We start from the raw sequence: 19,280 nt of genomic DNA, 5'->3' as shown, positions 1-19,280 counted from the left end.
ACCGTCGATGTCGAGCTGATCGTGCCGATCGCCATGGAAGAGAAGCTGCGCTTCGCTATCCGTGAAGGTGGCCGTACCGTCGGCGCCGGCATCGTCGCTTCGATCAAAGAGTAATCCGAATTAACGATCTGTCGCGGGCGGGAATACGCCCGCGCCGCGCCAGAACAAGGAAGTGACCATGAACGGACAGAATATCCGCATCCGCCTCAAGGCGTTTGACCACCGGGTTCTCGACGCTTCGACGCGTGAGATCGTGTCGACCGCGAAGCGCACCGGCGCCAATGTTCGCGGCCCGATTCCGCTGCCGACTCGGATCGAGAAGTTCACGGTGAACCGCTCGCCGCACGTCGATAAGAAGAGCCGCGAGCAGTTCGAGATGCGCACGCACAAGCGTCTGCTGGACATCGTCGATCCGACCCCGCAGACCGTCGATGCTCTGATGAAGCTCGACCTCGCAGCAGGTGTCGACGTCGAAATCAAGCTCTAAGAGCTAACATGAGCCGCGCGAGCAGATCCAAACGGCTCCTCTGAAGGAAAACGAACCGATGCGTTCAGGTGTAATTGCACAGAAGGTGGGAATGACCCGCGTCTATAACGACGCTGGCGAGCACGTTCCCGTCACCGTTCTCCGCATGGAGAACTGCCAGGTCGTGGCACAGCTCACGAAAGAGAAGAATGGCTATACCGCCGTTCAGCTCGGCGTTGGTCTGGCCAAGGTGAAGAATACGACGAAGGCGATGCGCGGTCACTTCGCTGCCGCCTCCGTTGAGCCGAAGTCGAAGGTCGCTGAATTCCGCGTTTCCGCCGACAACATGCTCGAAGTTGGCTCTGAGATCACTGTCGAGCATTACGTCCCCGGCCAGAAGGTCGATGTGACGGGCACGACGATCGGCAAGGGTTTCCAGGGTGTTATCAAGCGTCACCACTTCGGTGGTGGTCGTGCTACCCACGGTAACTCGGTTTCGCACCGTACCCACGGTTCGACTGGCCAGCGCCAGGATCCGGGCAAGGTGTTCAAGGGCAAGAAGATGGCCGGACACATGGGCGACGTTCGCGTCACCACCCAGAATGTCGAGGTTGTCTCGACCGACACCGATCGCGGTCTCATCCTGATCCGCGGTGCGGTTCCGGGTTCGAAGGGCGCATGGATCCTGGTCCGCGACGCAGCCAAGATTGCGCTTCCGGCTAACGCTCCGAAGCCTGCTGGTATCCGCGCCGCCACGAAGAACGAGGCTCCGGCCACAGAGGGAGCGGAATAATGGATCTCAAGATCACCACGCTTGCGGGCATCGACGCCGGCAAGGTTGAGCTCTCGGAAGGGATCTTCGGTCTCGACCCGCGCGAAGACATCCTCCAGCGCGTCGTGCGCTGGCAGCTCGCCAAGAAGCAGCAGGGCACGCACAAGGCCAAGGGTCGCGCGGAAGTCGCACGCACCGGCGCCAAGATGTACAAGCAGAAGGGTACGGGCCGCGCTCGTCACCATTCGGCACGCGCTCCGCAGTTCCGCGGCGGCGGCAAGGCCCACGGCCCGGTCGTTCGCAGCCACGAGCATGATCTTCCCAAGAAGGTCCGCGCTCTCGGCCTGAAGCACGCCCTGTCGGCGAAGCTCAAGACATCGAACCTGATCATCGTCGACGAGCTGACCCTCGCCGAAGGCAAGACGAAGGCACTGCTCGCGAATTTCGCGACGCTGGGCCTGACCAACGCCCTGGTGATCGGCGGTGCTGAGCTTGACGTCAACTTCAAGCGCGCAGCGACCAACATCCCGAACATCGATGTCCTGCCAATCCAGGGCATCAATGTTTACGACATTCTGCGCCGCGGCACGCTGGTCCTTTCGAAGGCCGCCGTCGAGGCTCTCGAGGAGCGCTTCAAATGATGGATCTCCGCCACTATGACGTGATCGTCTCTCCGGCGATCACCGAAAAGTCGACCATGGCTTCTGAAAACAACCAGGTCGTCTTCAACGTCGCCAAGAAGGCGAGCAAGCCCGAGATCAAGGCTGCCGTCGAAGCGCTGTTTGGCGTGAAGGTGACTGCTGTGAACACCCTGGTCCGCAAGGGCAAGGTGAAGCGCTTCCGCGGCACGATCGGCCGCCAGAGCGACGTCAAGAAGGCGATCGTGACGCTGGCCGAAGGCCAGTCGATCGACGTCGCGACGGGTCTCTGAGCAAGGCCGCGAGGACAGGACAATGGCACTTAAGAAATTCAAGCCGATAACGCCGAGCACCCGTCAGCTGGTCATCGTCGACCGCTCGGGCCTCCACAAGGGCAAGCCCGTCAAGGGGCTGACCGAAGGCCTGACGAAGTCGGGCGGCCGCAACAACTACGGTCGCATCACGGCGCGCTTCATCGGCGGCGGTCACAAGCGTTCGTACCGCATCATCGACTTCAAGCGTCGCAAGTTTGACGTTGTCGGCACGGTCGAGCGTCTCGAATACGATCCGAACCGCACCGCTTTCATCGCGCTGATCAAGTACGACGATGGCGAGCTGAGCTACATCATTGCTCCGCAGCGTCTTCAGGCCGGCGACAAGATCATCGCTGGTGAGCAGGTCGACGTGAAGCCGGGCAACGCAATGCCGCTCGCTTCGATGCCGGTCGGCACGATCGTGCATAACATCGAGCTGAAGCCCGGCAAGGGCGGCCAGGTTGCCCGTTCGGCTGGTGCTTACGCCCAGCTCGTCGGTCGTGACCAGGGCATGGCGATCCTTCGCCTCAACTCGGGAGAACAGCGCGTCGTTCATGGCTCGTGCATTGCCACCGTTGGTGCTGTGTCCAACCCGGACCACGGCAATATCAACGACGGCAAGGCTGGCCGCACGGTCTGGCGTGGCAAGCGCCCGCACAACCGCGGCGTGACCATGAACCCGGTCGACCATCCGCACGGCGGTGGTGAAGGCCGCACCTCGGGCGGACGCCATCCGGTGTCCCCGTGGGGCAAGCCCACCAAGGGCAAGAAGACGCGGTCCAACAAGGCGACCGACAAGTTCATCCTGCGCTCGCGCCATCAGCGCAAGAGCTAAGAAGAGGTAACGCCAGTGACTCGTTCAGTCTGGAAAGGCCCGTTCATTGACGGCTATCTGCTCAAGAAAGCAGAAAAGGTTCGTGAAGGCGGTCGCAATGAGGTGATCAAGATGTGGAGCCGCCGCTCCACTGTCCTGCCGCAGTTCGTCGGCCTCACCTTCGGTGTCTATAACGGCCAGAAGCACGTCCCGGTCTCGGTGAACGAGGACATGGTCGGCCACAAGTTCGGTGAGTTCGCTCCCACCAGGACCTATTACGGTCACGGCGCGGACAAGAAGGCAAAGAGGAAGTAACATGGGCAAGGCCAAAGCTCCGCGCAGGCTTGCTGACAACGAGGCACGTGCGGTTCTCCGTACGATCCGGGTCAGCCCGCAGAAGCTCAACCTCGTTGCCGCGCTTATCCGCGGCAAGAAGGTGGCGACCGCGCTTTCGGATCTGGAATTTTCGCGCAAGCGCATCGCCGGAACGGTTAAAAAGACCCTCGAATCGGCTATCGCCAACGCGGAAAACAATCACGACCTCGATGTCGATGCGTTGGTGGTGGCGGAAGCCTATGTCGGCAAGTCGATTGTCATGAAGCGTTTCCACGCTCGTGGCCGTGGTCGCGCCAGCCGCATCGAGAAGCCGTTTTCGCACCTCACGATCGTTGTTCGTGAAGTCGAAGAGAAAGGGGAGGCCGCATAATGGGCCAGAAAATCAATCCTATTGGTCTCCGCCTCGGCATCAACCGCACCTGGGACTCGCGTTGGTACGCCAACACCGGCGAATACGGCCAGCTGCTTCACGAAGACATCAAGATCCGTAAGTATCTTGAGAACGAACTGAAGCAGGCCGCGATCTCCAAGGTCGTGATCGAGCGTCCGCACAAGAAGTGCCGCGTGACCATTCATGCAGCACGTCCGGGCCTGATCATCGGCAAGAAGGGCGCCGACATCGAAAAGCTTCGCAAGAAGCTGATGGAGATGACGAAGTCCGAGACGCACCTCAACATCGTCGAGGTTCGCAAGCCCGAGACGGACGCTACGCTGGTCGCTCAGTCGATCGCGCAGCAGCTCGAGCGCCGCATTGCCTTCCGTCGCGCCATGAAGCGCGCGGTGCAGTCGGCCATGCGCCTCGGCGCCGAGGGCATCCGCATCAACTGCTCGGGCCGCCTCGGCGGCGCGGAAATCGCTCGTATGGAGTGGTATCGCGAAGGTCGCGTTCCGCTGCACACCCTGCGCGCCGATGTCGACTACGGCACGGCCGAAGCCAAGACTGCCTACGGTATCTGTGGCGTCAAGGTTTGGGTGTTCAAGGGCGAGATCCTCGAGCACGATCCGATGGCTTCAGAGCGTCGCGCAACCGAAGGCGATCATTCGCATGCTAGCGACCGCCCAGGCGGCCGCCGTCGCGAAAACGCCTGACACGCATAGGAATTTGGAGTTAGAACGATGCTGCAGCCAAAGCGCACAAAGTTCCGTAAGCAGTTCAAGGGCCGCATCCACGGCACCGCGAAGGGTGGCACCAACCTGGATTTCGGCGGCTTCGGACTGAAGGCGCTTGAGCCGAACCGCGTCACCGCGCGTGAGATCGAGGCGGCCCGCCGCGCGATCACCCGCGAAATGAAACGTCAGGGCCGCGTCTGGATCCGTATTTTCCCAGATGTGCCGGTCACGTCGAAGCCGACCGAAGTCCGCATGGGTAAGGGCAAGGGCGCCGTCGACTACTGGGCATGCCGCATCAAGCCAGGCCGCGTGATGTTCGAGATCGATGGTGTCTCCGAGGAAGTGGCGCGTGAAGCGCTGCGTCTCGGCGCTGCCAAGCTCTCGGTCAGGACGCGCTTCGTTCAGCGCATCGCAGAATAAGGAAGGGCTGATCATGAAAGCCTCAGACGTCAGGACGAAGACCCAGGACCAGCTCACTGACGAGCTCGCCAGCCTCAAGAAGGAGCAGTTCAACCTGCGCTTCCAGAAGGCGACCGGTCAGCTGGAAAAGACGGCGCGCGTGAAACAAGTTCGTAAGGACATCGCGCGTATCAAGACCATCGCCGCCGAAAAATCGGCCGGCAAGAAGGCTTAAGGACGAAAACCATGCCAAAGCGCATCCTGCAGGGTACGGTCGTCAGCGACAAGAACGAGAAGACGGTCGTCGTCAAGGTCGAGCGTCGCTTCACGCACCCGGTGATGAAGAAGACCGTGCGTATGTCGAAGAACTACAAGGCGCACGACGAAAACAACGCCCACAAGGTGGGCGACCAGGTGTCTATCCAGGAATCGAAGCCGATTTCCAAGGATAAGCGCTGGGTCGTCATTTCCGTGGACCAGGCGTAACAACGAATTTTGGACAAGCCGGGGAGGGCGGTAGCCCATCCCGTTAGAGAAGAAGAAGGCGGCCAGTCATGATTCAGATGCAAACAAACCTCGACGTCGCGGACAATTCCGGCGCACGTCGTGTCATGTGCATCAAGGTGCTGGGCGGCTCGAAGCGGAAGTATGCTTCTGTTGGCGACATCATTGTGGTGTCGATCAAGGAAGCCATTCCGCGCGGCCGCGTAAAGAAGGGTGATGTGATGAAGGCGGTCGTGGTTCGCACGGCCAAGGACATTCGTCGCCCGGACGGCAGCGTGATCCGTTTCGACAAGAACGCGGCCGTTCTTGTCGATAACAAGAAAGAACCTATCGGCACGCGTATCTTTGGGCCGGTTCCGCGCGAACTCCGCGCCAAGAACCACATGAAGATCATCTCGCTCGCGCCCGAAGTGCTGTAAGGAGCCGGAACAATGCAAAAGATCCGTAAAGGCGACAAGGTTGTCGTTCTGACCGGCAAGGACAAGGGCCGCACCGGCGAGGTGCTGTCTGTCCAGCCGAAGGAAGACAAGGCACTTGTCCGCGGCGTGAACATGATCCGCCGCCACCAGAAGCAGTCCCAGACCCAAGAGGGCGGGATCATCACGAAGGAAGCGGCGATCCACTTGTCGAACCTCGCGCTCGCCGACCCCAAGGATGGCAAGCCGACCCGCGTCGGTTTCCAGATCCAGAAGGACGGCACGAAGGTGCGTGTCGCCAAGCGCTCGGGAGAAGTCATCAATGGCTAATGCAACCATCGAGCCACGTCTGAAGAAGGTCTACAAAGAGACCATCCGTCAGGCGATGCAGGAGCAGTTCAAGTACGACAACGTCATGCAGATCCCGCGCATCGACAAGATCGTGCTCAACATGGGTATCGGCGAAGCCACCGCGGATTCGAAGAAGCCGGCGGCTGCCGCTGAAGACCTGGCGATGATCGCTGGCCAGAAGCCGGTTGTCACCCGCGCCCGCAAGTCGATCGCCGGTTTCAAGGTGCGCGAGCACATGCCGATCGGCGCCAAGGTGACGCTCCGCCAGGAGCGCATGTATGAGTTCCTTGACCGTTTGGTGAACATCGCACTGCCGCGCGTTCGCGACTTTCGTGGTCTGAACCCAAAAAGCTTTGACGGCCGTGGCAATTACGCTATGGGCATCAAGGAACACATCGTGTTCCCCGAGATCAATTACGACAAGGTTGATCAGATCTGGGGCATGGACATCATCGTTTGCACGACCGCCAAGACGGACGAAGAGGCCCGGGCTCTGCTCAAGGCTTTCAACTTCCCCTTCCGGCAGTAACGGCAGCGAGCAAAGGAAAAATCTGAAATGGCAAAAACCAGCTCAGTCGAAAAGAACAACCGGCGCCGCAAGCTTGTGGACCAGTTCGCTGCAAAGCGTAAGGCCCTCAAGGATGTGATCATGGATCAGTCCAAGCCGATCGAGGAACGCTTCCGCGCGCAGCTCAAGCTCGCCGCGCTGCCGCGCAACTCGGCCAAGACTCGTATCCGTAACCGCTGCGAAATTACCGGCCGTCCGCGTGCCTACTATCGCAAGCTTAAGATGTCGCGTATCGCGCTTCGTGAACTGGGTTCGACGGGAGCAATCCCCGGCCTGGTCAAGTCGAGCTGGTAAGGAGCATTTGATATGTCTTTGAGTGATCCTCTCGGCGATATGCTGACCCGCATCCGCAACGCCTATGGCCGCAAGAAGTCGACTGTGTCGACGCCTGCATCCAGGCTGCGCGCCCGTGTTCTCGACGTGCTGAAGTCGGAAGGCTATATCCGCGACTACAGCCAGACCGACTTCGAAAACGGCAAGTCCGAGATCGAAATCGAGCTGAAGTACTTCGACGGCCAGCCGGTGATTCGCGAAATCGCGCGTGTCTCCAAGCCCGGCCGCCGCGTCTACGTCTCGTCCAAGTCGATTCCGCCGGTCGCCAATGGCCTCGGCATCTCGATCCTTTCGACTCCGAAGGGCGTGATGGCCGACCACGAAGCGCGCGAACAGAACGTCGGCGGGGAAATCCTCTGCCAGATATTCTGATCTGCGTAGGCTGAAACAAGAAAGGCACGAGGACTATGTCTCGTATTGGCAAGAAACCCGTTCAGCTTCCGCAGGGCGTCACCGCCGCCGTCGACGGCCAGACCGTCACGGCGAAGGGCCCCAAGGGCGAGCTGAAGTTCGTGGTCAACAATGAAGTTCTGGTCTCGCTTGAGAATGGCGAAATTGCCGTTCAGCCGCGCGATCAGTCCAAGGACGCCCGCTCCAAGTGGGGCATGTCGCGGACGCAGATCGTTAACATCCTGACGGGTGTTAAGGACGGCTTCGAAAAGAAGCTCGAGATCACCGGCGTCGGTTACCGTGCAACGCTCCAGGGCAAGAACCTGCAGCTCGCACTCGGCTTCAGCCATGACGTCGTCTACCAGACGCCGGAAGGCATCACCATTACGGTGCCGAAGCCGACCGAAATCGTGATCAACGGCATCAACAAGCAGCAGGTTGGCCAGGTCGCCGCCGAGATCCGCGAATATCGCGGTCCGGAGCCCTACAAGGGCAAGGGCGTCCGCTATGCAGGCGAGAAGATCGTCCGCAAAGAAGGCAAGAAGAAGTAATATCAACGCCGCGGTGCGCGGTCGCGGGAAGCATTTCAGCTTACCGCAGATGGCCGCGCCCGTTTCAGAAGGCAAGGAACCACTATTATGGCTTCGAAAGAAACCACTCAGCGCCGTTCGGCGCGCATCCGCCGCCAGATCAAGAAGGTCGCCAACGGCCGTCCGCGTCTGTCGGTTCATCGCACGTCGAAGAACATCTATGTTCAGGTCATCGACGACGCCAACGGCAAGACGCTCGCAGCCGCTTCGACCCTCGAGAAGGATCTCAAGGGCACGTTGAAGACCGGTGCCGACACTGCTGCTGCGACCGCGGTTGGCAAGCTGATCGCCGATCGCGCTTCGAAGGCCGGCATCAAGGATGTCGTTTTCGACCGTGGCGCTTACATCTATCACGGCCGTATCAAGGCGCTTGCCGAAGCAGCCCGTGAAGGTGGTCTCAACTTCTGATGCAGTTTACGGCGTAGCGCGTGGCGCTGCGCCGCATCACTGACCAGTTGCAATCGATCCGGCGACGCTATAGACGCCGGATTTAGTTTTTAACCCCCGTGCTTCCGGAAAAAAATAAGGATAGGAATATGGCACAAGAACGTAGGGAAGGTGGTCGCGACCGTAGCCGTGACCGCGAAGAGCGCGACAGCGAATTCGTCGATAAGCTCGTCCACATCAACCGCGTTGCCAAGGTCGTCAAGGGCGGCCGGCGTTTCGGTTTTGCAGCACTCGTCGTTGTCGGCGACCAGAAAGGCCGCGTTGGCTTTGGTCATGGCAAAGCGCGCGAAGTGCCGGAAGCGATCCGCAAGGCAACCGAATCGGCCAAGCGCGACATGATTTTCGTGCCGCTCCGCTCGGGCCGTACGCTGCACCACGATGTTGAAGGCCGTTGGGGCGCTGGTCGCGTTCTGCTGCGCTCTGCCAAGCAGGGTACCGGCATCATCGCCGGCGGTCCTATGCGCGCTGTCTTTGAGACGCTCGGCATGCACGACGTCGTTGCCAAGTCGATGGGTTCGTCGAACCCCTACAACATGGTTCGTGCGACCTTCGATGCGTTGAAAAGCCAGATGCATCCCAAGGATGTGGCTGCACAGCGCGGCATCAAGTATTCGACGCTTCAGGCCCGCCGCGGCACCGCCGTTGCGGCTGAAGAATAGTCGCTCGAGCTGACCAGGGACAATGACCATGGCCAAGAAAGCAACCAAGACCGTCACCGTCGAGCAGATCGGTAGCCCGATCCGCCGGCCGAAAGAACAGCGTGCCACGCTGGTCGGCCTCGGCCTCAACAAGATGCATCGCAAGCGCACCTTGGAGGATACTCCTTCCGTGCGCGGCATGATCGCAGCTGTCCAGCATCTCGTCCGCGTTGTGGACGAGGCGTAGGCCGATCGCAGGAGATAGAAGATGAAACTCAACGATCTGCGTGACAACGCCGGCGCGACCCACTCCAAGAAGCGTCTTGGCCGTGGCATCGGCTCCGGATCCGGCAAGACCGGCGGTCGTGGCGTCAAGGGCCAGAAGGCTCGTTCGGGCGTCGCGATCAACGGCTTCGAGGGTGGCCAGATGCCGCTCTATCGTCGCCTGCCGAAGCGCGGCTTCACCAACATCTTTGCGAAGAGCTACACCACCGTTTCGCTGGCCCGTATTCAGGTCGCGATCGATGCCAAGAAGCTCGACGTGAAAGAGACAGTGACGGCGGAAGTCCTCGTCAAGGCCGGCGTGATTCGCCGCGTCAAGGACGGCGTCCGCATCCTCGGCGACGGCGAGCTCAAGGCGAAGGTCGCCTTTGACGTTGCCGGCGCTTCCAAGCCGGCGATCGAAAAGATCGAAAAGGCTGGAGGATCGGTGAAGCTGCCGGAAGTGGCAGCCGCCGAGTAAAGGCTTTACAAAGTAAGCGGCGGTAGAGATACCGCCGCTTGCATGTTTGCCGTCCGGGGCCTATCTCGTGGCTTCGGTGACACGCGCCGCGCCCATCGCGGCATTTCGGCGTGACCAAGCGGAGTACCCTGAATGGCATCGGCTGCTGAACAACTAGCATCCAATCTGAATTTCGCAGCCTTCGCCAAGGCCGAAGATCTTAAAAAACGCATCTGGTTCACGCTCGGCGCGCTTTTGGTCTATCGCCTCGGTACCTACATTCCGCTTCCTGGAATCAATCCCGAAGCGTTCGCGCAGGCTTTCACCCAGCAGAGCCGCGGCGTTCTTGGCATTTTCAACATGTTCGCCGGCGGTGCCGTGCAGCGCATGGCGATCTTTGCCCTGGGCATCATGCCCTACATCTCCGCCTCCATCATCATGCAGCTCATGACGTCGGTCGTTCCGTCGCTTGAAGCGCTGAAGAAGGAAGGCGAGCAGGGCCGCAAGGTCATCAACCAGTACACCCGTTACGGCACAGTGCTTCTGGCGCTCGTCCAGGCCTATGGCATTTCAGCCGGCCTTGAGGGCGGCAACGGCATCGTCACCGATCCGGGCATGTTCTTCCGCGCCTCGACGGTCATCACGCTTGTCGGCGGCACCATGTTCCTGATGTGGCTTGGCGAGCAGATCACGGCGCGCGGCATCGGCAACGGCATTTCGCTGATCATCTTCGCCGGCATCGTCGCAGGTCTTCCGAGCGCCATCAGCGGTACGCTGGAACTCGGCCGCACCGGTGCTCTGTCGACCGGCCTGATTCTCGCGATCATCGTGCTTGCGATCGTGGTCATCGCAGTGATCGTCTTCTTCGAGCGTGCGCAGCGCCGCCTTCTGATCCAGTATCCGAAGCGCCAGGTTGGCAACCGCATGTTCCAGGGCGACACCTCGCACCTGCCGCTCAAGCTCAACACCGCCGGCGTCATTCCTCCGATCTTCGCTTCGTCGCTGCTTTTGTTGCCGGCAACCGTCGCGGGCTTCTCGAACACCGCCACGCTGCCCGGCTGGGTGAGCACGATGATGGCCGCGCTCGGTCATGGCCAGCCGCTCTATATGCTGCTCTACGCGGCGATGATCGTCTTCTTTGCCTTCTTCTACACGGCGATCGTGTTCAATCCCAAGGACACCGCCGACCAGCTGAAGAAGCATTCGGGCTTCATTCCCGGCTATCGTCCAGGCGAGCGCACCGCGGAATATATCGACTACGTGCTGACCCGCGTCACCGTCATCGGCGCTGCCTATCTCGTCGTCATCTGCTTGATGCCCGAGTTCCTGATTTCGGCAACCGGCGTTCCTTTCTACCTTGGTGGTACTTCGCTTCTGATCGTGGTCAATGTAACTCTTGATACCGTGGCGCAGATTCAGGGTCACCTGATCGCCCATCAGTATGAGGGGCTGATCAAGAAGTCGAAGCTCCGTGGAGGTAAGAGGGGAAGATGAAGCTGATATTGCTTGGGCCGCCGGGAGCGGGCAAGGGGACGCAAGCGCAACGACTGGTCGAGAAGCATGGCATTCCGCAATTGTCGACTGGCGACATGCTGCGGGCCGCGGTCAAGGCGGGAACTGATGTCGGCAGGCGCGCCAAGGCGGTGATGGATGCCGGCGAGCTCGTCTCGGACGAGATCGTCAACGCGATCGTCGCCGAACGCATCGACCAGGAGGATTGTGCCAAGGGGTTCATCCTCGACGGCTATCCGCGCACGCTGGCGCAGGCCGACGCCGTCGCCGACATGCTGGCCGAACGCGGCATGCAGCTCGACGTGGTCATTGAGCTCGCTGTCGACGACAAGGCACTTGTTGGCCGGATCCTGAAGCGTGCCGACGAGGCGAAGGCCGCAGGCCAGCCGGTTCGCAAGGACGACAATGCCGAGGTGTTCGAAGAACGGCTGCGCGAGTACTACAAAAAGACCGCTCCGCTGATCGGCTACTACTACGCCAACGACCTGTTGAAGCAGGTCGACGGCATGGCCGATATGGACGAGGTGACCGCGCAGATCGAAGCTATCCTCGCGGATACCACACACTAAAACAGCACTTGTGCTTGACTGGCGGGCCGTACTGGAGTATGGCGGCCCGTCTTCCATTCAGGCATGATGGTGTTTGCCCGCCAGGGCGCATAGTCGCATTGATACGGAAAACCCGCATGGGCCGGCCTCCACCGGACGCGGGGCAACTTAGAGCGCCGGCATTGTCCGGCCCACATGGAGTGATAAATATGGCTCGTATAGCCGGCGTAAATATTCCGACCAACAAGCGCGTTGTGATCTCGCTTCAGTACATTCACGGCATTGGCAAAAAGTTCGCCCAGGAGATCGTCGAGAAGGTCGGTATCCCGGCTGAACGTCGTGTCAACCAGCTGACCGATGCTGAAGTTCTGGCGATCCGCGAGACAATCGACCGCGACTATCAGGTCGAAGGCGATCTGCGCCGCGAAGTTTCGATCAACATCAAGCGTCTGATGGACCTCGGCTGCTACCGCGGCCTGCGTCACCGTCGTTCGCTTCCGGTCCGCGGCCAGCGTACGCATACCAATGCGCGCACCCGCAAGGGCCCGGCCAAGGCGATTGCCGGCAAGAAGAAGTAATTTCGTTTTCCCGGCGGGTTTCGGCCCGCCGGTTTCGCCTTTTATGGGCGGGTGTTCGGCCTGACACCTTAAACGCAGGCTGGTGTAGCCGCTGGCATTACGGCGGTGAAGAGATCAACTGAAAGGACTACTATGGCTAAGGAAGCCGGCCGCGTTCGCCGTCGCGAACGCAAGAACATCTCGTCGGGCGTTGCCCACGTCAATTCGACCTTCAACAACACCATGATCACCATCTCCGATGCACAGGGCAACACGATTGCCTGGTCGTCGGCTGGTGCGCAGGGCTTCAAGGGTTCGCGCAAGTCGACCCCGTTCGCAGCCCAGATGGCTGCTGAAGACGTTGCCAAGAAGGCACAGGAACACGGCATGCGGATGCTCGAGGTCGAGGTTTGCGGTCCGGGTTCGGGTCGTGAGTCGGCACTGCGCGCGCTCCAGGCTGCGGGTTTCACGATCACGTCGATCCGCGACGTGACGCCGATCCCGCACAATGGCTGCCGCCCGCGCAAGAAGCGTCGCGTCTAATATTTCACTCCGCGCGAGCGCCTTGTGCGCTCGTTTGCGGTTTCCAGGTCGCCCGTCACGATTGGATGGTGTCGGGCTAACGGAAGGAAGCGAATATGATCCAGAAAAACTGGCAGGAACTGATCAAGCCAAACAAGATCGAGTTCTCGGCCAAGAAGAAGACGCTGACCACGCTGGTCGCCGAGCCGCTGGAGCGTGGTTTCGGCCTGACGCTCGGCAATGCCCTGCGCCGCGTGCTGTTGTCGTCGCTTCGTGGCGCGGCCGTCACCGCCGTGCAGATCGACGGCGTGCTGCATGAGTTCTCGTCCATCGGCGGCGTTCGCGAGGACGTCACCGATATCGTGCTCAACATCAAGGAAATCGCCATCCGCATGGAAGGCGACGGCCCAAAGCGCATGGTCGTTCGCAAGCAGGGCCCTGGTGCCGTGCTCGCTGGCGACATCCAGACTGTCGGCGACGTCGAGATCCTGAACCCCGACCACGTCATCTGCACGCTCGACGAGGGCGCGGAGATCCGTATGGAGTTCACCGTCGACACCGGCAAGGGCTACGTGCCGGCTGACCGCAACCGCGCTGAAGATGCTCCGATCGGTCTCATTCCGGTCGACAGCCTCTACTCGCCGGTCAAGAGGGTTTCCTACAAGGTCGAGAACACCCGCGAGGGCCAGGTTCTGGACTACGACAAGCTGACCATGACCATCGAGACCGATGGTTCGATCACCGGTGAGGACGCAGTGGCTTTCGCTGCTCGCATCCTGCAGGACCAGCTTGCACTGTTCGTCAACTTCGACGAGCCGCAGAAGGAAGTTGCAGCCGAGGCCGTCACCGAGCTCGCCTTCAACCCGGCGCTGCTCAAGAAGGTCGACGAGCTGGAGCTTTCGGTCCGCTCGGCCAACTGCCTCAAGAACGACAACATCGTTTACATCGGCGACCTGATCCAGAAGACGGAAGCCGAGATGCTGCGTACGCCGAACTTCGGCCGCAAGTCGCTCAACGAGATCAAGGAAGTCCTGGCCGCAATGGGTCTGCACCTCGGTATGGAAGTGCAGGACTGGCCGCCGGAAAACATCGAAGACCTCGCCAAGCGATACGAAGACCAGTACTAAGAAGTCCTAGTCGAGCATGGTTCCGAGGACCGGATATTCCGGTCCGACGGCCTTGCGGAAAACCATCAGAGGCCGTGGCCTCTTGAACAACTGAAAATAAGGAAAAGAGCCATGCGCCACGGTTTCAAAGGCCGCCGCTTCTCCCGCAGCGTAAGCCACCGCAAGTCCATGTTCGCCAACCTCTCGGTCTCGCTGATCGAGCACGAGCAGATCGTGACCACGCTCGAAAAGGCGAAGGACCTGCGTCCGATCGTCGAGAAGCTGATCACGCTCGGCAAGCGCGGCGACCTGCATGCCCGCCGCCAGGTGATCGCCCAGATCGGCAACGAGGACGTCGTGAAGCGTCTGTTCGACGTCGTCGCGCCGCGTTACGCCACCCGCAATGGCGGTTACCTTCGTATCATGAAGGCTGGCTTCCGCCGCGGTGACAACGCCGCCATGGCGGTCATCGAGTTCGTCGATCGCGACACCTCGGCCAAGGGCGCCGGCGACCGCGTTCGCCTCGAAGCCGAAGCTGCAAACGACGCCGAAGCCGCATAAGCTTTCCGCACGTTTGATTTGAACCGAAGGGGCCCTCGTGGCCCCTTTTGTTTTGGGCAATCGCGCCGTGTTGCAGCGGTTCTTCCGCGTCTCGCGCCAACTATGCGGAAATAACCGCTTTCGCGCGCATGCAGCCTTTCAATTTGCACAATCGTCACGACAATGGCGGCGACTTATACGTTGGAGGATTCGCCATGCGTGCGAAACGATATTTGCTGCTCGCCTTGTGCGCCTGTATGGCGATTTCAGGCGGTGCCGTGGCTCAGGAAGCGGCGAAAAAGCCGGTCGAAGATCCCGGTCTGTCGGACGTGCTGACTGATCTGCTGAACGGCGGCAAGGCTGATGTGGGGGCGCTGGCTCCCGACCGGCGCGTGCCATTCGGCCGTGACGAGATGCAGCTTTCCTTTGCACCCCTGGTCAAAAGCACGGCAGCGGCCGTGGTCAACGTCTATGCCTCCAAGCAGGTCAAGGTGCGCTCGCCCTTCGAAGGCGATCCTTTCTTCGAGCAGTTTTTCGGCGGTGGCGCTCCGCGCAACCGCTCGTCGCTGGGCTCGGGCGTTCTTGTCGATCCAAGTGGTATCATCGTCACCAACAACCACGTCGTCCAGGACGCCGACGAGGTGAAGGTGGCGCTGTCTGATGGCCGCGAGTTCACCAGCAAGGTTCTGCTCAAGGACGACACGCTCGATCTCGCTGTGTTGAAGATCGATTCCGACAAGCCGTTCCAGACGATCGCCATCGGCGATTCCGACGCGCTGCAGGTTGGCGACCTGGTGCTCGCCATCGGCAACCCCTTCGGCGTCGGCCAGACAACGACAAGCGGCATCGTCTCGGCACTTGCCCGCACGCATATCGGCGTGTCCGATTCGGGCTTCTTCATCCAGACCGATGCGGCGATCAATCCGGGCAATTCCGGTGGCGCGCTGATCAACATGGGCGGCCAGCTCGTCGGCATCAACACGGCTATCTTCAGCCGTAGTGGTGGATCGATCGGTATCGGCTTTGCCATCCCTTCCAACATGGTGCGCGCCTTCACCGAGGCAGCCAAGGGCGGTGCCGAGTTCTTCGAGCGGCCTTTCATCGGCGCGTCGTTCGAGCCGGTAACGCCGCAGATCGCCGAGTCGCTCGGCATGGATCATCCCTCCGGGGCGCTGATTTCGTCGGTTGACGAGAACGGTCCTGCCGCACGCGCCGGCCTCAAGCCGGGTGATGTCGTGCTGCAGTTCAACGGTGCCGCGATCGAGCATATGGAAGCGCTCGACTATCGCCTGGCGACCCAGCCGATCGGCGGCAAGGCGACGCTGTCGGTGCTGAGCAAGGGCGAGAACAAATCCATCGAGGTTGCCCTTGAGCGGGCGCCCGAAGGTGCGAGCCCAAATGAGGTCCTGCTGCGCGGTCGCAGCCCATTTTCCGGCGCCAAGGTCGCCCAGCTGTCGCCGCGTCTGGCGCAGCGTCTGCGTGTCGCGACCGACACCAAGGGCGTTGCGATCGTCGGCATCGACGGCGGCTCGCCGGCTGCCGGTTTCGGCTTCCAGCCGGGTGACATCGTGCGCGAGGTCAATGGCGAAATCATCGACACGGCCGAGAAGCTGAAGCAGCTTGCCGAGGTGGACACGCGCTGGTGGCGGTTTACCGTCGAGCGCGATGGCCGCATCATGCGGCAGATGCTGCGCTACTAAGGAGTGGCATGTTCCGACACCATGTCTGGCGCGAAAGCGATTTGTCGGCGCGATAGGCAGAGCGTCAGGAGGATAGCGTCTTGAGTTCGCTTTTCGACGGAACCGTTCCGCGTCCGCTGGCCGAGATACTTCGCCCGCAGCGCATCAGCGAGGTTATCGGACAGGATCATCTGCTTGGCCCAGAGGGGCCCGTCGGGCGCATGATCAAAACCGGCAAGGTGTCCTCGTTCATTCTTTGGGGACCGCCGGGCGTCGGCAAGACGACGATTGCCAGGCTGGTTGCCAAGGAGGTCGGGCTCGACTTCGTGCAGCTTTCGGCGGTTCTTTCAGGTGTTGCGGATCTGCGCAAGGTCATCGATGCCGCCAAGCAGCTGCGCGGCGGGGCAGGGCGGCAGACAGTGGTCTTCGTCGACGAACTGCACCGTTTCAACAGGACCACCCAGGACGCACTGCTGCCGCATGTCGAGGACGGCACGATCGTATTGATCGGTGCGACAACGGAAAATCCGAGCTTCAGCCTGGTGGCGGCGCTGTTGTCGCGCGCCAAGGTCTACACGCTCAAGCGCTTCGAAAGAGAAGACCTTGCCATCCTGGCCGAGCGCGCGGAAGCGCATGCCGGCAAGAAGCTCCCGCTCGACGCTGCCGCGCGCGAGACGCTGCTCACCATGGCGGACGGCGACGGGCGCTATCTGATCGGGTTGTGCGAGGAGTTGCTCGCGCTCCCGTCCGACGCGACGCTGGACGTTGCCGCGCTGGCCGAAACCGTTCAGAAGCGGGCTCCAGTCTACGACAAGGGGCAGGAGGAACACTACAACCTGCTCAGTTGCTTCCATAAGAGCCTTCGTGGCAGTGACGTGCAGGCGGCACTGTACTGGGCCGCGCGCATGGTGATCGGCGGCGAAGACCCCGGCACGATCTTTCGCCGTCTTGCCTGTGCTGCATCGGAAGACGTCGGCATGGCGGACCCGCAGGCCATGCCGCAGGTCGTTGCCGCCTGGAGCGCGTTCGAGCGGGTAGGCTGGCCGGAGGGGCGTTTGTTCATGGCCCAGGCCATCACCTATGTGGCAACCGCCCCCAAGTCGAACGCCTCTTATATGGGGTTCAACCACGCGATAGCGCTGGCCCAGCAGACGGGATCGCTCGCGCCGCCGAAACACATACTGAATGCGCCGACCAAGCTGATGAAGGAACTCGGCTACCACGAGGGTTACAAATACGACCACGACTATCCCGACGCATTTTCGGGACAGGAGTTTCTTCCCGAGGAGCTGGCCGGCCCCAATCGTCCTGAATTCTACGCGCCGAACGAACGCGGTTTTGAGCGGGACATCAAGAAGCGGCTTGAATTCTGGGCGCGCAACAAGGTCAACCGTCGCCAATCCGACGAATAGCCGGGCAGGGCAGGCGCTTCGCCGGAGCTCCGATCGATGCGAAGTTTATATTGCAAAAAAATGCAATCGAATATATGTAATCGTTATGGCGATGCCGTTGCGGTGACGCCTGCTGAATGAAGCGCCCGATAGATTCGATTGACCTAGCGAAAATCGGGGAAGGGCGCAGTGAACCAAGGCTGACCAAGGCTAAAATTGTGAATCCCGAACCCGATATGGCGATGTCTGAGCTGCTTGAACGGGCAGGGGATGCTTCGGAGTTCTTGAAGAAGCTCGCCAATCCCAACCGGCTGATGATCGTGTGTGCGCTTGTCGATGGCGAGCGTTCGGTGCGCGATCTCGAAGACAGCCTCGGCATACGTCAGCCGGGACTGTCGCAGCAGATTGCCGAGTTGCGCGATGCCGGGCTGATCGCCGGCCGCAAGGAATCGAAATCCGTCTTTTATCGCCTGGCAGACGAGCGTGTGAGCGCGATCGTGTCGCTGCTCTACCGCATGTTCTGCGTGCCGGGCGCTAAAGCCGTTTCAATGGAAGGCAGCGAGAATGACTGAATTCACACCCGTCGCGTCCACCATCGGCGGCATCCTGATCGGGCTGTCGGCCGTGCTGCTGATGGCCTGGGAAGGGCGCATTGCCGGCATCAGCGGCATCGCAAGCCGGCTGTTGCCGCCATATGCTGATGGAGCCTTCCTGTCGCGCCTGGGTTTCGTTGTCGGCCTTGTTGCCGCACCGCTGATCTATCTGCTCGCCACCGGCAACGAGGTGGTTCAGAGCGTGTCATCCAATCTGCCGCTGATGGCCATAGCCGGCCTGCTTGTCGGTTTCGGCTCGGTCTATGGCAATGGCTGCACCAGTGGGCATGGCGTCTGCGGGCTGTCGCGGCTTTCGGTCCGCTCGCTCGTGGCGACGGTCACTTTCATGACCATGGCCTTTGCCACTGTCTTTGTCGTACGCCACATCGTGGGAGCCTGATCATGTCCTTTGTCGTCAATCTGGCGCTCGGCCTGCTGTTCGGCATCGGCCTTGTCATTTCGGGCATGTCCGATCCGGCCAAGGTGCTGAACTTTCTCGACCTGTTCGGTTCCTGGGATCCGTCGCTTGCCTTCGTCATGGGCGGCGCCGTCATCACCGCGTTCTTCGGCTACCGCCTTGTGCTCAAGCGTGAAAAACCGGTCGCGGCTGCGTCGTTCCATCTTCCTGCCAGCAATGTTATCGACAGTCGGATACTGATAGGCCCGGCCATTTTCGGCGTCGGCTGGGGACTGGGCGGTTTTTGCCCGGGGCCGGCACTTACGGCCGCAACGTTGGGCGCCGCCGGCACTTATGCTTTTTTGCCGACGATGTTTGTCGGCATGTGGCTGGCCAGGATGGCAACGGTCAGGCGTGTAGCCGCGACCGCAAAATCGGCATGATGGCTAACTCAACTGCGCAAAAGACCGGCCCATTCCATCCTCCTGAAACCATAGCCAATACTGTCTCTGTTGCATTTGAAAATGGAATCTGCCCCGCGCTACACGGGGTGTCGCAGCTATTTAAAGATGAGACAAAGCAAGCAACTTAGAAATGCGATATGATCCTAATCATTATTACTTCGTTT

At 60.8% G+C, this 19,280-nt stretch carries 33 protein-coding genes; all 33 read left to right on the top strand.

Annotated elements, in window-relative coordinates:
- Positions 1 to 114, top strand: a 114-nt coding sequence (locus AC1RTB_RS26280) for an EF-Tu C-terminal domain-related protein (RefSeq protein ID WP_492882191.1), incomplete at its 5' end; no start/stop codon positions are given.
- Positions 115 to 178: 64 nt separating this feature from the next.
- The gene (rpsJ, locus tag AC1RTB_RS26275) at positions 179 to 487 is read left to right on the top strand and encodes a 30S ribosomal protein S10 (RefSeq protein ID WP_006205468.1); all 309 of its coding nucleotides are present in this window, start codon (positions 179 to 181) and stop codon (positions 485 to 487) included.
- A gap of 58 nt (positions 488 to 545) precedes the next feature.
- On the top strand, positions 546 to 1,259 hold the full coding sequence (gene rplC / locus AC1RTB_RS26270; protein ID WP_492882209.1) for a 50S ribosomal protein L3: 714 nt from the start codon (positions 546 to 548) through the stop codon (positions 1,257 to 1,259).
- Positions 1,259 to 1,879 carry a 50S ribosomal protein L4 gene (rplD, locus tag AC1RTB_RS26265; protein WP_492882208.1) on the top strand — a complete coding sequence of 207 codons (621 nt, stop codon included), beginning with the start codon at positions 1,259 to 1,261 and terminating at the stop codon, positions 1,877 to 1,879. Before rplC ends, rplD begins: the two co-directional genes overlap by 1 nt.
- Positions 1,876 to 2,169 carry a 50S ribosomal protein L23 gene (locus tag AC1RTB_RS26260; RefSeq protein ID WP_492882207.1) on the top strand — a complete coding sequence of 98 codons (294 nt, stop codon included), beginning with the start codon at positions 1,876 to 1,878 and terminating at the stop codon, positions 2,167 to 2,169. The genes rplD and AC1RTB_RS26260 overlap by 4 nt, the downstream gene beginning before the upstream one ends.
- Before the next feature lie 22 nt (positions 2,170 to 2,191).
- A complete protein-coding gene (gene rplB / locus AC1RTB_RS26255) occupies positions 2,192 to 3,025 on the top strand; it encodes a 50S ribosomal protein L2 (protein ID WP_492882206.1) in 834 nt (277 codons plus the stop codon).
- A gap of 15 nt (positions 3,026 to 3,040) precedes the next feature.
- On the top strand, positions 3,041 to 3,319 hold the full coding sequence (rpsS, locus tag AC1RTB_RS26250; protein WP_055976414.1) for a 30S ribosomal protein S19: 279 nt from the start codon (positions 3,041 to 3,043) through the stop codon (positions 3,317 to 3,319).
- Between the two features lies 1 nt (position 3,320).
- Positions 3,321 to 3,710, top strand: a complete 390-nt coding sequence (gene rplV / locus AC1RTB_RS26245; protein ID WP_018427846.1) for a 50S ribosomal protein L22 — start codon at positions 3,321 to 3,323, stop codon at positions 3,708 to 3,710.
- Complete coding sequence (gene rpsC, locus AC1RTB_RS26240; RefSeq protein WP_476783318.1) at positions 3,710 to 4,429, top strand: 30S ribosomal protein S3; 720 nt, start codon at positions 3,710 to 3,712, stop codon at positions 4,427 to 4,429. Before rplV ends, rpsC begins: the two co-directional genes overlap by 1 nt.
- Positions 4,430 to 4,456: 27 nt before the next feature.
- Entirely contained in the window at positions 4,457 to 4,870 is a 414-nt protein-coding gene (rplP, locus tag AC1RTB_RS26235; RefSeq protein WP_055976423.1) for a 50S ribosomal protein L16, read from the top strand.
- Positions 4,871 to 4,883: 13 nt separating this feature from the next.
- Positions 4,884 to 5,084, top strand: coding sequence for a 50S ribosomal protein L29 (gene rpmC, locus AC1RTB_RS26230; RefSeq protein ID WP_395446937.1), 201 nt, complete (start codon positions 4,884 to 4,886; stop codon positions 5,082 to 5,084).
- Between the two features lie 11 nt (positions 5,085 to 5,095).
- Complete coding sequence (gene rpsQ / locus AC1RTB_RS26225; protein ID WP_492882205.1) at positions 5,096 to 5,335, top strand: 30S ribosomal protein S17; 240 nt, start codon at positions 5,096 to 5,098, stop codon at positions 5,333 to 5,335.
- A gap of 68 nt (positions 5,336 to 5,403) precedes the next feature.
- Positions 5,404 to 5,772, top strand: coding sequence for a 50S ribosomal protein L14 (rplN, locus tag AC1RTB_RS26220; RefSeq protein WP_006205457.1), 369 nt, complete (start codon positions 5,404 to 5,406; stop codon positions 5,770 to 5,772).
- 12 nt (positions 5,773 to 5,784) lie between these two features.
- Positions 5,785 to 6,099 (top strand): 50S ribosomal protein L24, encoded by a 315-nt coding sequence (gene rplX / locus AC1RTB_RS26215; RefSeq protein WP_492882204.1) that lies wholly within the window; start codon positions 5,785 to 5,787, stop codon positions 6,097 to 6,099.
- A complete protein-coding gene (rplE, locus tag AC1RTB_RS26210; protein WP_492882203.1) occupies positions 6,092 to 6,649 on the top strand; it encodes a 50S ribosomal protein L5 in 558 nt (185 codons plus the stop codon). Before rplX ends, rplE begins: the two co-directional genes overlap by 8 nt.
- A gap of 27 nt (positions 6,650 to 6,676) precedes the next feature.
- Positions 6,677 to 6,982, top strand: coding sequence for a 30S ribosomal protein S14 (gene rpsN / locus AC1RTB_RS26205; protein WP_476783314.1), 306 nt, complete (start codon positions 6,677 to 6,679; stop codon positions 6,980 to 6,982).
- Positions 6,983 to 6,994: 12 nt separating this feature from the next.
- Positions 6,995 to 7,393 carry a 30S ribosomal protein S8 gene (gene rpsH, locus AC1RTB_RS26200; RefSeq protein WP_055976439.1) on the top strand — a complete coding sequence of 133 codons (399 nt, stop codon included), beginning with the start codon at positions 6,995 to 6,997 and terminating at the stop codon, positions 7,391 to 7,393.
- A gap of 35 nt (positions 7,394 to 7,428) precedes the next feature.
- On the top strand, positions 7,429 to 7,962 hold the full coding sequence (gene rplF / locus AC1RTB_RS26195; RefSeq protein ID WP_492882202.1) for a 50S ribosomal protein L6: 534 nt from the start codon (positions 7,429 to 7,431) through the stop codon (positions 7,960 to 7,962).
- Between the two features lie 87 nt (positions 7,963 to 8,049).
- On the top strand, positions 8,050 to 8,409 hold the full coding sequence (gene rplR / locus AC1RTB_RS26190; protein ID WP_492882201.1) for a 50S ribosomal protein L18: 360 nt from the start codon (positions 8,050 to 8,052) through the stop codon (positions 8,407 to 8,409).
- 128 nt (positions 8,410 to 8,537) lie between these two features.
- Complete coding sequence (rpsE, locus tag AC1RTB_RS26185) at positions 8,538 to 9,107, top strand: 30S ribosomal protein S5 (protein ID WP_067961902.1); 570 nt, start codon at positions 8,538 to 8,540, stop codon at positions 9,105 to 9,107.
- 28 nt (positions 9,108 to 9,135) lie between these two features.
- A complete protein-coding gene (gene rpmD, locus AC1RTB_RS26180; protein ID WP_476783311.1) occupies positions 9,136 to 9,333 on the top strand; it encodes a 50S ribosomal protein L30 in 198 nt (65 codons plus the stop codon).
- A 21-nt stretch (positions 9,334 to 9,354) separates the two neighbouring features.
- Positions 9,355 to 9,828 carry a 50S ribosomal protein L15 gene (gene rplO / locus AC1RTB_RS26175; protein WP_492882200.1) on the top strand — a complete coding sequence of 158 codons (474 nt, stop codon included), beginning with the start codon at positions 9,355 to 9,357 and terminating at the stop codon, positions 9,826 to 9,828.
- 132 nt (positions 9,829 to 9,960) lie between these two features.
- Complete coding sequence (gene secY, locus AC1RTB_RS26170; RefSeq protein WP_492882199.1) at positions 9,961 to 11,301, top strand: preprotein translocase subunit SecY; 1,341 nt, start codon at positions 9,961 to 9,963, stop codon at positions 11,299 to 11,301.
- A complete protein-coding gene (locus AC1RTB_RS26165; protein WP_492882198.1) occupies positions 11,298 to 11,888 on the top strand; it encodes an adenylate kinase in 591 nt (196 codons plus the stop codon). Before secY ends, AC1RTB_RS26165 begins: the two co-directional genes overlap by 4 nt.
- Positions 11,889 to 12,076: 188 nt before the next feature.
- A complete protein-coding gene (gene rpsM, locus AC1RTB_RS26160; protein WP_108608175.1) occupies positions 12,077 to 12,445 on the top strand; it encodes a 30S ribosomal protein S13 in 369 nt (122 codons plus the stop codon).
- Between the two features lie 132 nt (positions 12,446 to 12,577).
- The gene (gene rpsK / locus AC1RTB_RS26155; RefSeq protein WP_184774718.1) at positions 12,578 to 12,967 is read left to right on the top strand and encodes a 30S ribosomal protein S11; all 390 of its coding nucleotides are present in this window, start codon (positions 12,578 to 12,580) and stop codon (positions 12,965 to 12,967) included.
- Positions 12,968 to 13,062: 95 nt separating this feature from the next.
- Positions 13,063 to 14,073 (top strand): DNA-directed RNA polymerase subunit alpha, encoded by a 1,011-nt coding sequence (locus AC1RTB_RS26150; protein WP_492882197.1) that lies wholly within the window; start codon positions 13,063 to 13,065, stop codon positions 14,071 to 14,073.
- A gap of 111 nt (positions 14,074 to 14,184) precedes the next feature.
- Positions 14,185 to 14,613, top strand: a complete 429-nt coding sequence (rplQ, locus tag AC1RTB_RS26145; protein WP_492882196.1) for a 50S ribosomal protein L17 — start codon at positions 14,185 to 14,187, stop codon at positions 14,611 to 14,613.
- Between the two features lie 194 nt (positions 14,614 to 14,807).
- Positions 14,808 to 16,292 carry a DegQ family serine endoprotease gene (locus tag AC1RTB_RS26140; RefSeq protein WP_492882195.1) on the top strand — a complete coding sequence of 495 codons (1,485 nt, stop codon included), beginning with the start codon at positions 14,808 to 14,810 and terminating at the stop codon, positions 16,290 to 16,292.
- 80 nt (positions 16,293 to 16,372) lie between these two features.
- Positions 16,373 to 17,683, top strand: coding sequence for a replication-associated recombination protein A (locus tag AC1RTB_RS26135; protein WP_492882194.1), 1,311 nt, complete (start codon positions 16,373 to 16,375; stop codon positions 17,681 to 17,683).
- A gap of 215 nt (positions 17,684 to 17,898) precedes the next feature.
- Positions 17,899 to 18,234: an ArsR/SmtB family transcription factor gene (locus AC1RTB_RS26130; protein ID WP_492882210.1), complete on the top strand. Its 336-nt coding sequence runs from the start codon at positions 17,899 to 17,901 to the stop codon at positions 18,232 to 18,234.
- Positions 18,227 to 18,655 (top strand): YeeE/YedE family protein, encoded by a 429-nt coding sequence (locus tag AC1RTB_RS26125; protein ID WP_492882193.1) that lies wholly within the window; start codon positions 18,227 to 18,229, stop codon positions 18,653 to 18,655. Before AC1RTB_RS26130 ends, AC1RTB_RS26125 begins: the two co-directional genes overlap by 8 nt.
- Before the next feature lie 2 nt (positions 18,656 to 18,657).
- On the top strand, positions 18,658 to 19,095 hold the full coding sequence (locus AC1RTB_RS26120; protein ID WP_492882192.1) for a DUF6691 family protein: 438 nt from the start codon (positions 18,658 to 18,660) through the stop codon (positions 19,093 to 19,095).
- Positions 19,096 to 19,280: the final 185 nt, after the last annotated feature.

This window comes from Aminobacter sp. GW821-FHT11F06, from assembly GCF_058808215.1.
Note: the sequence above shows the minus strand (reverse complement) of the source record. Positions and strands in the feature narration are given on the sequence as shown.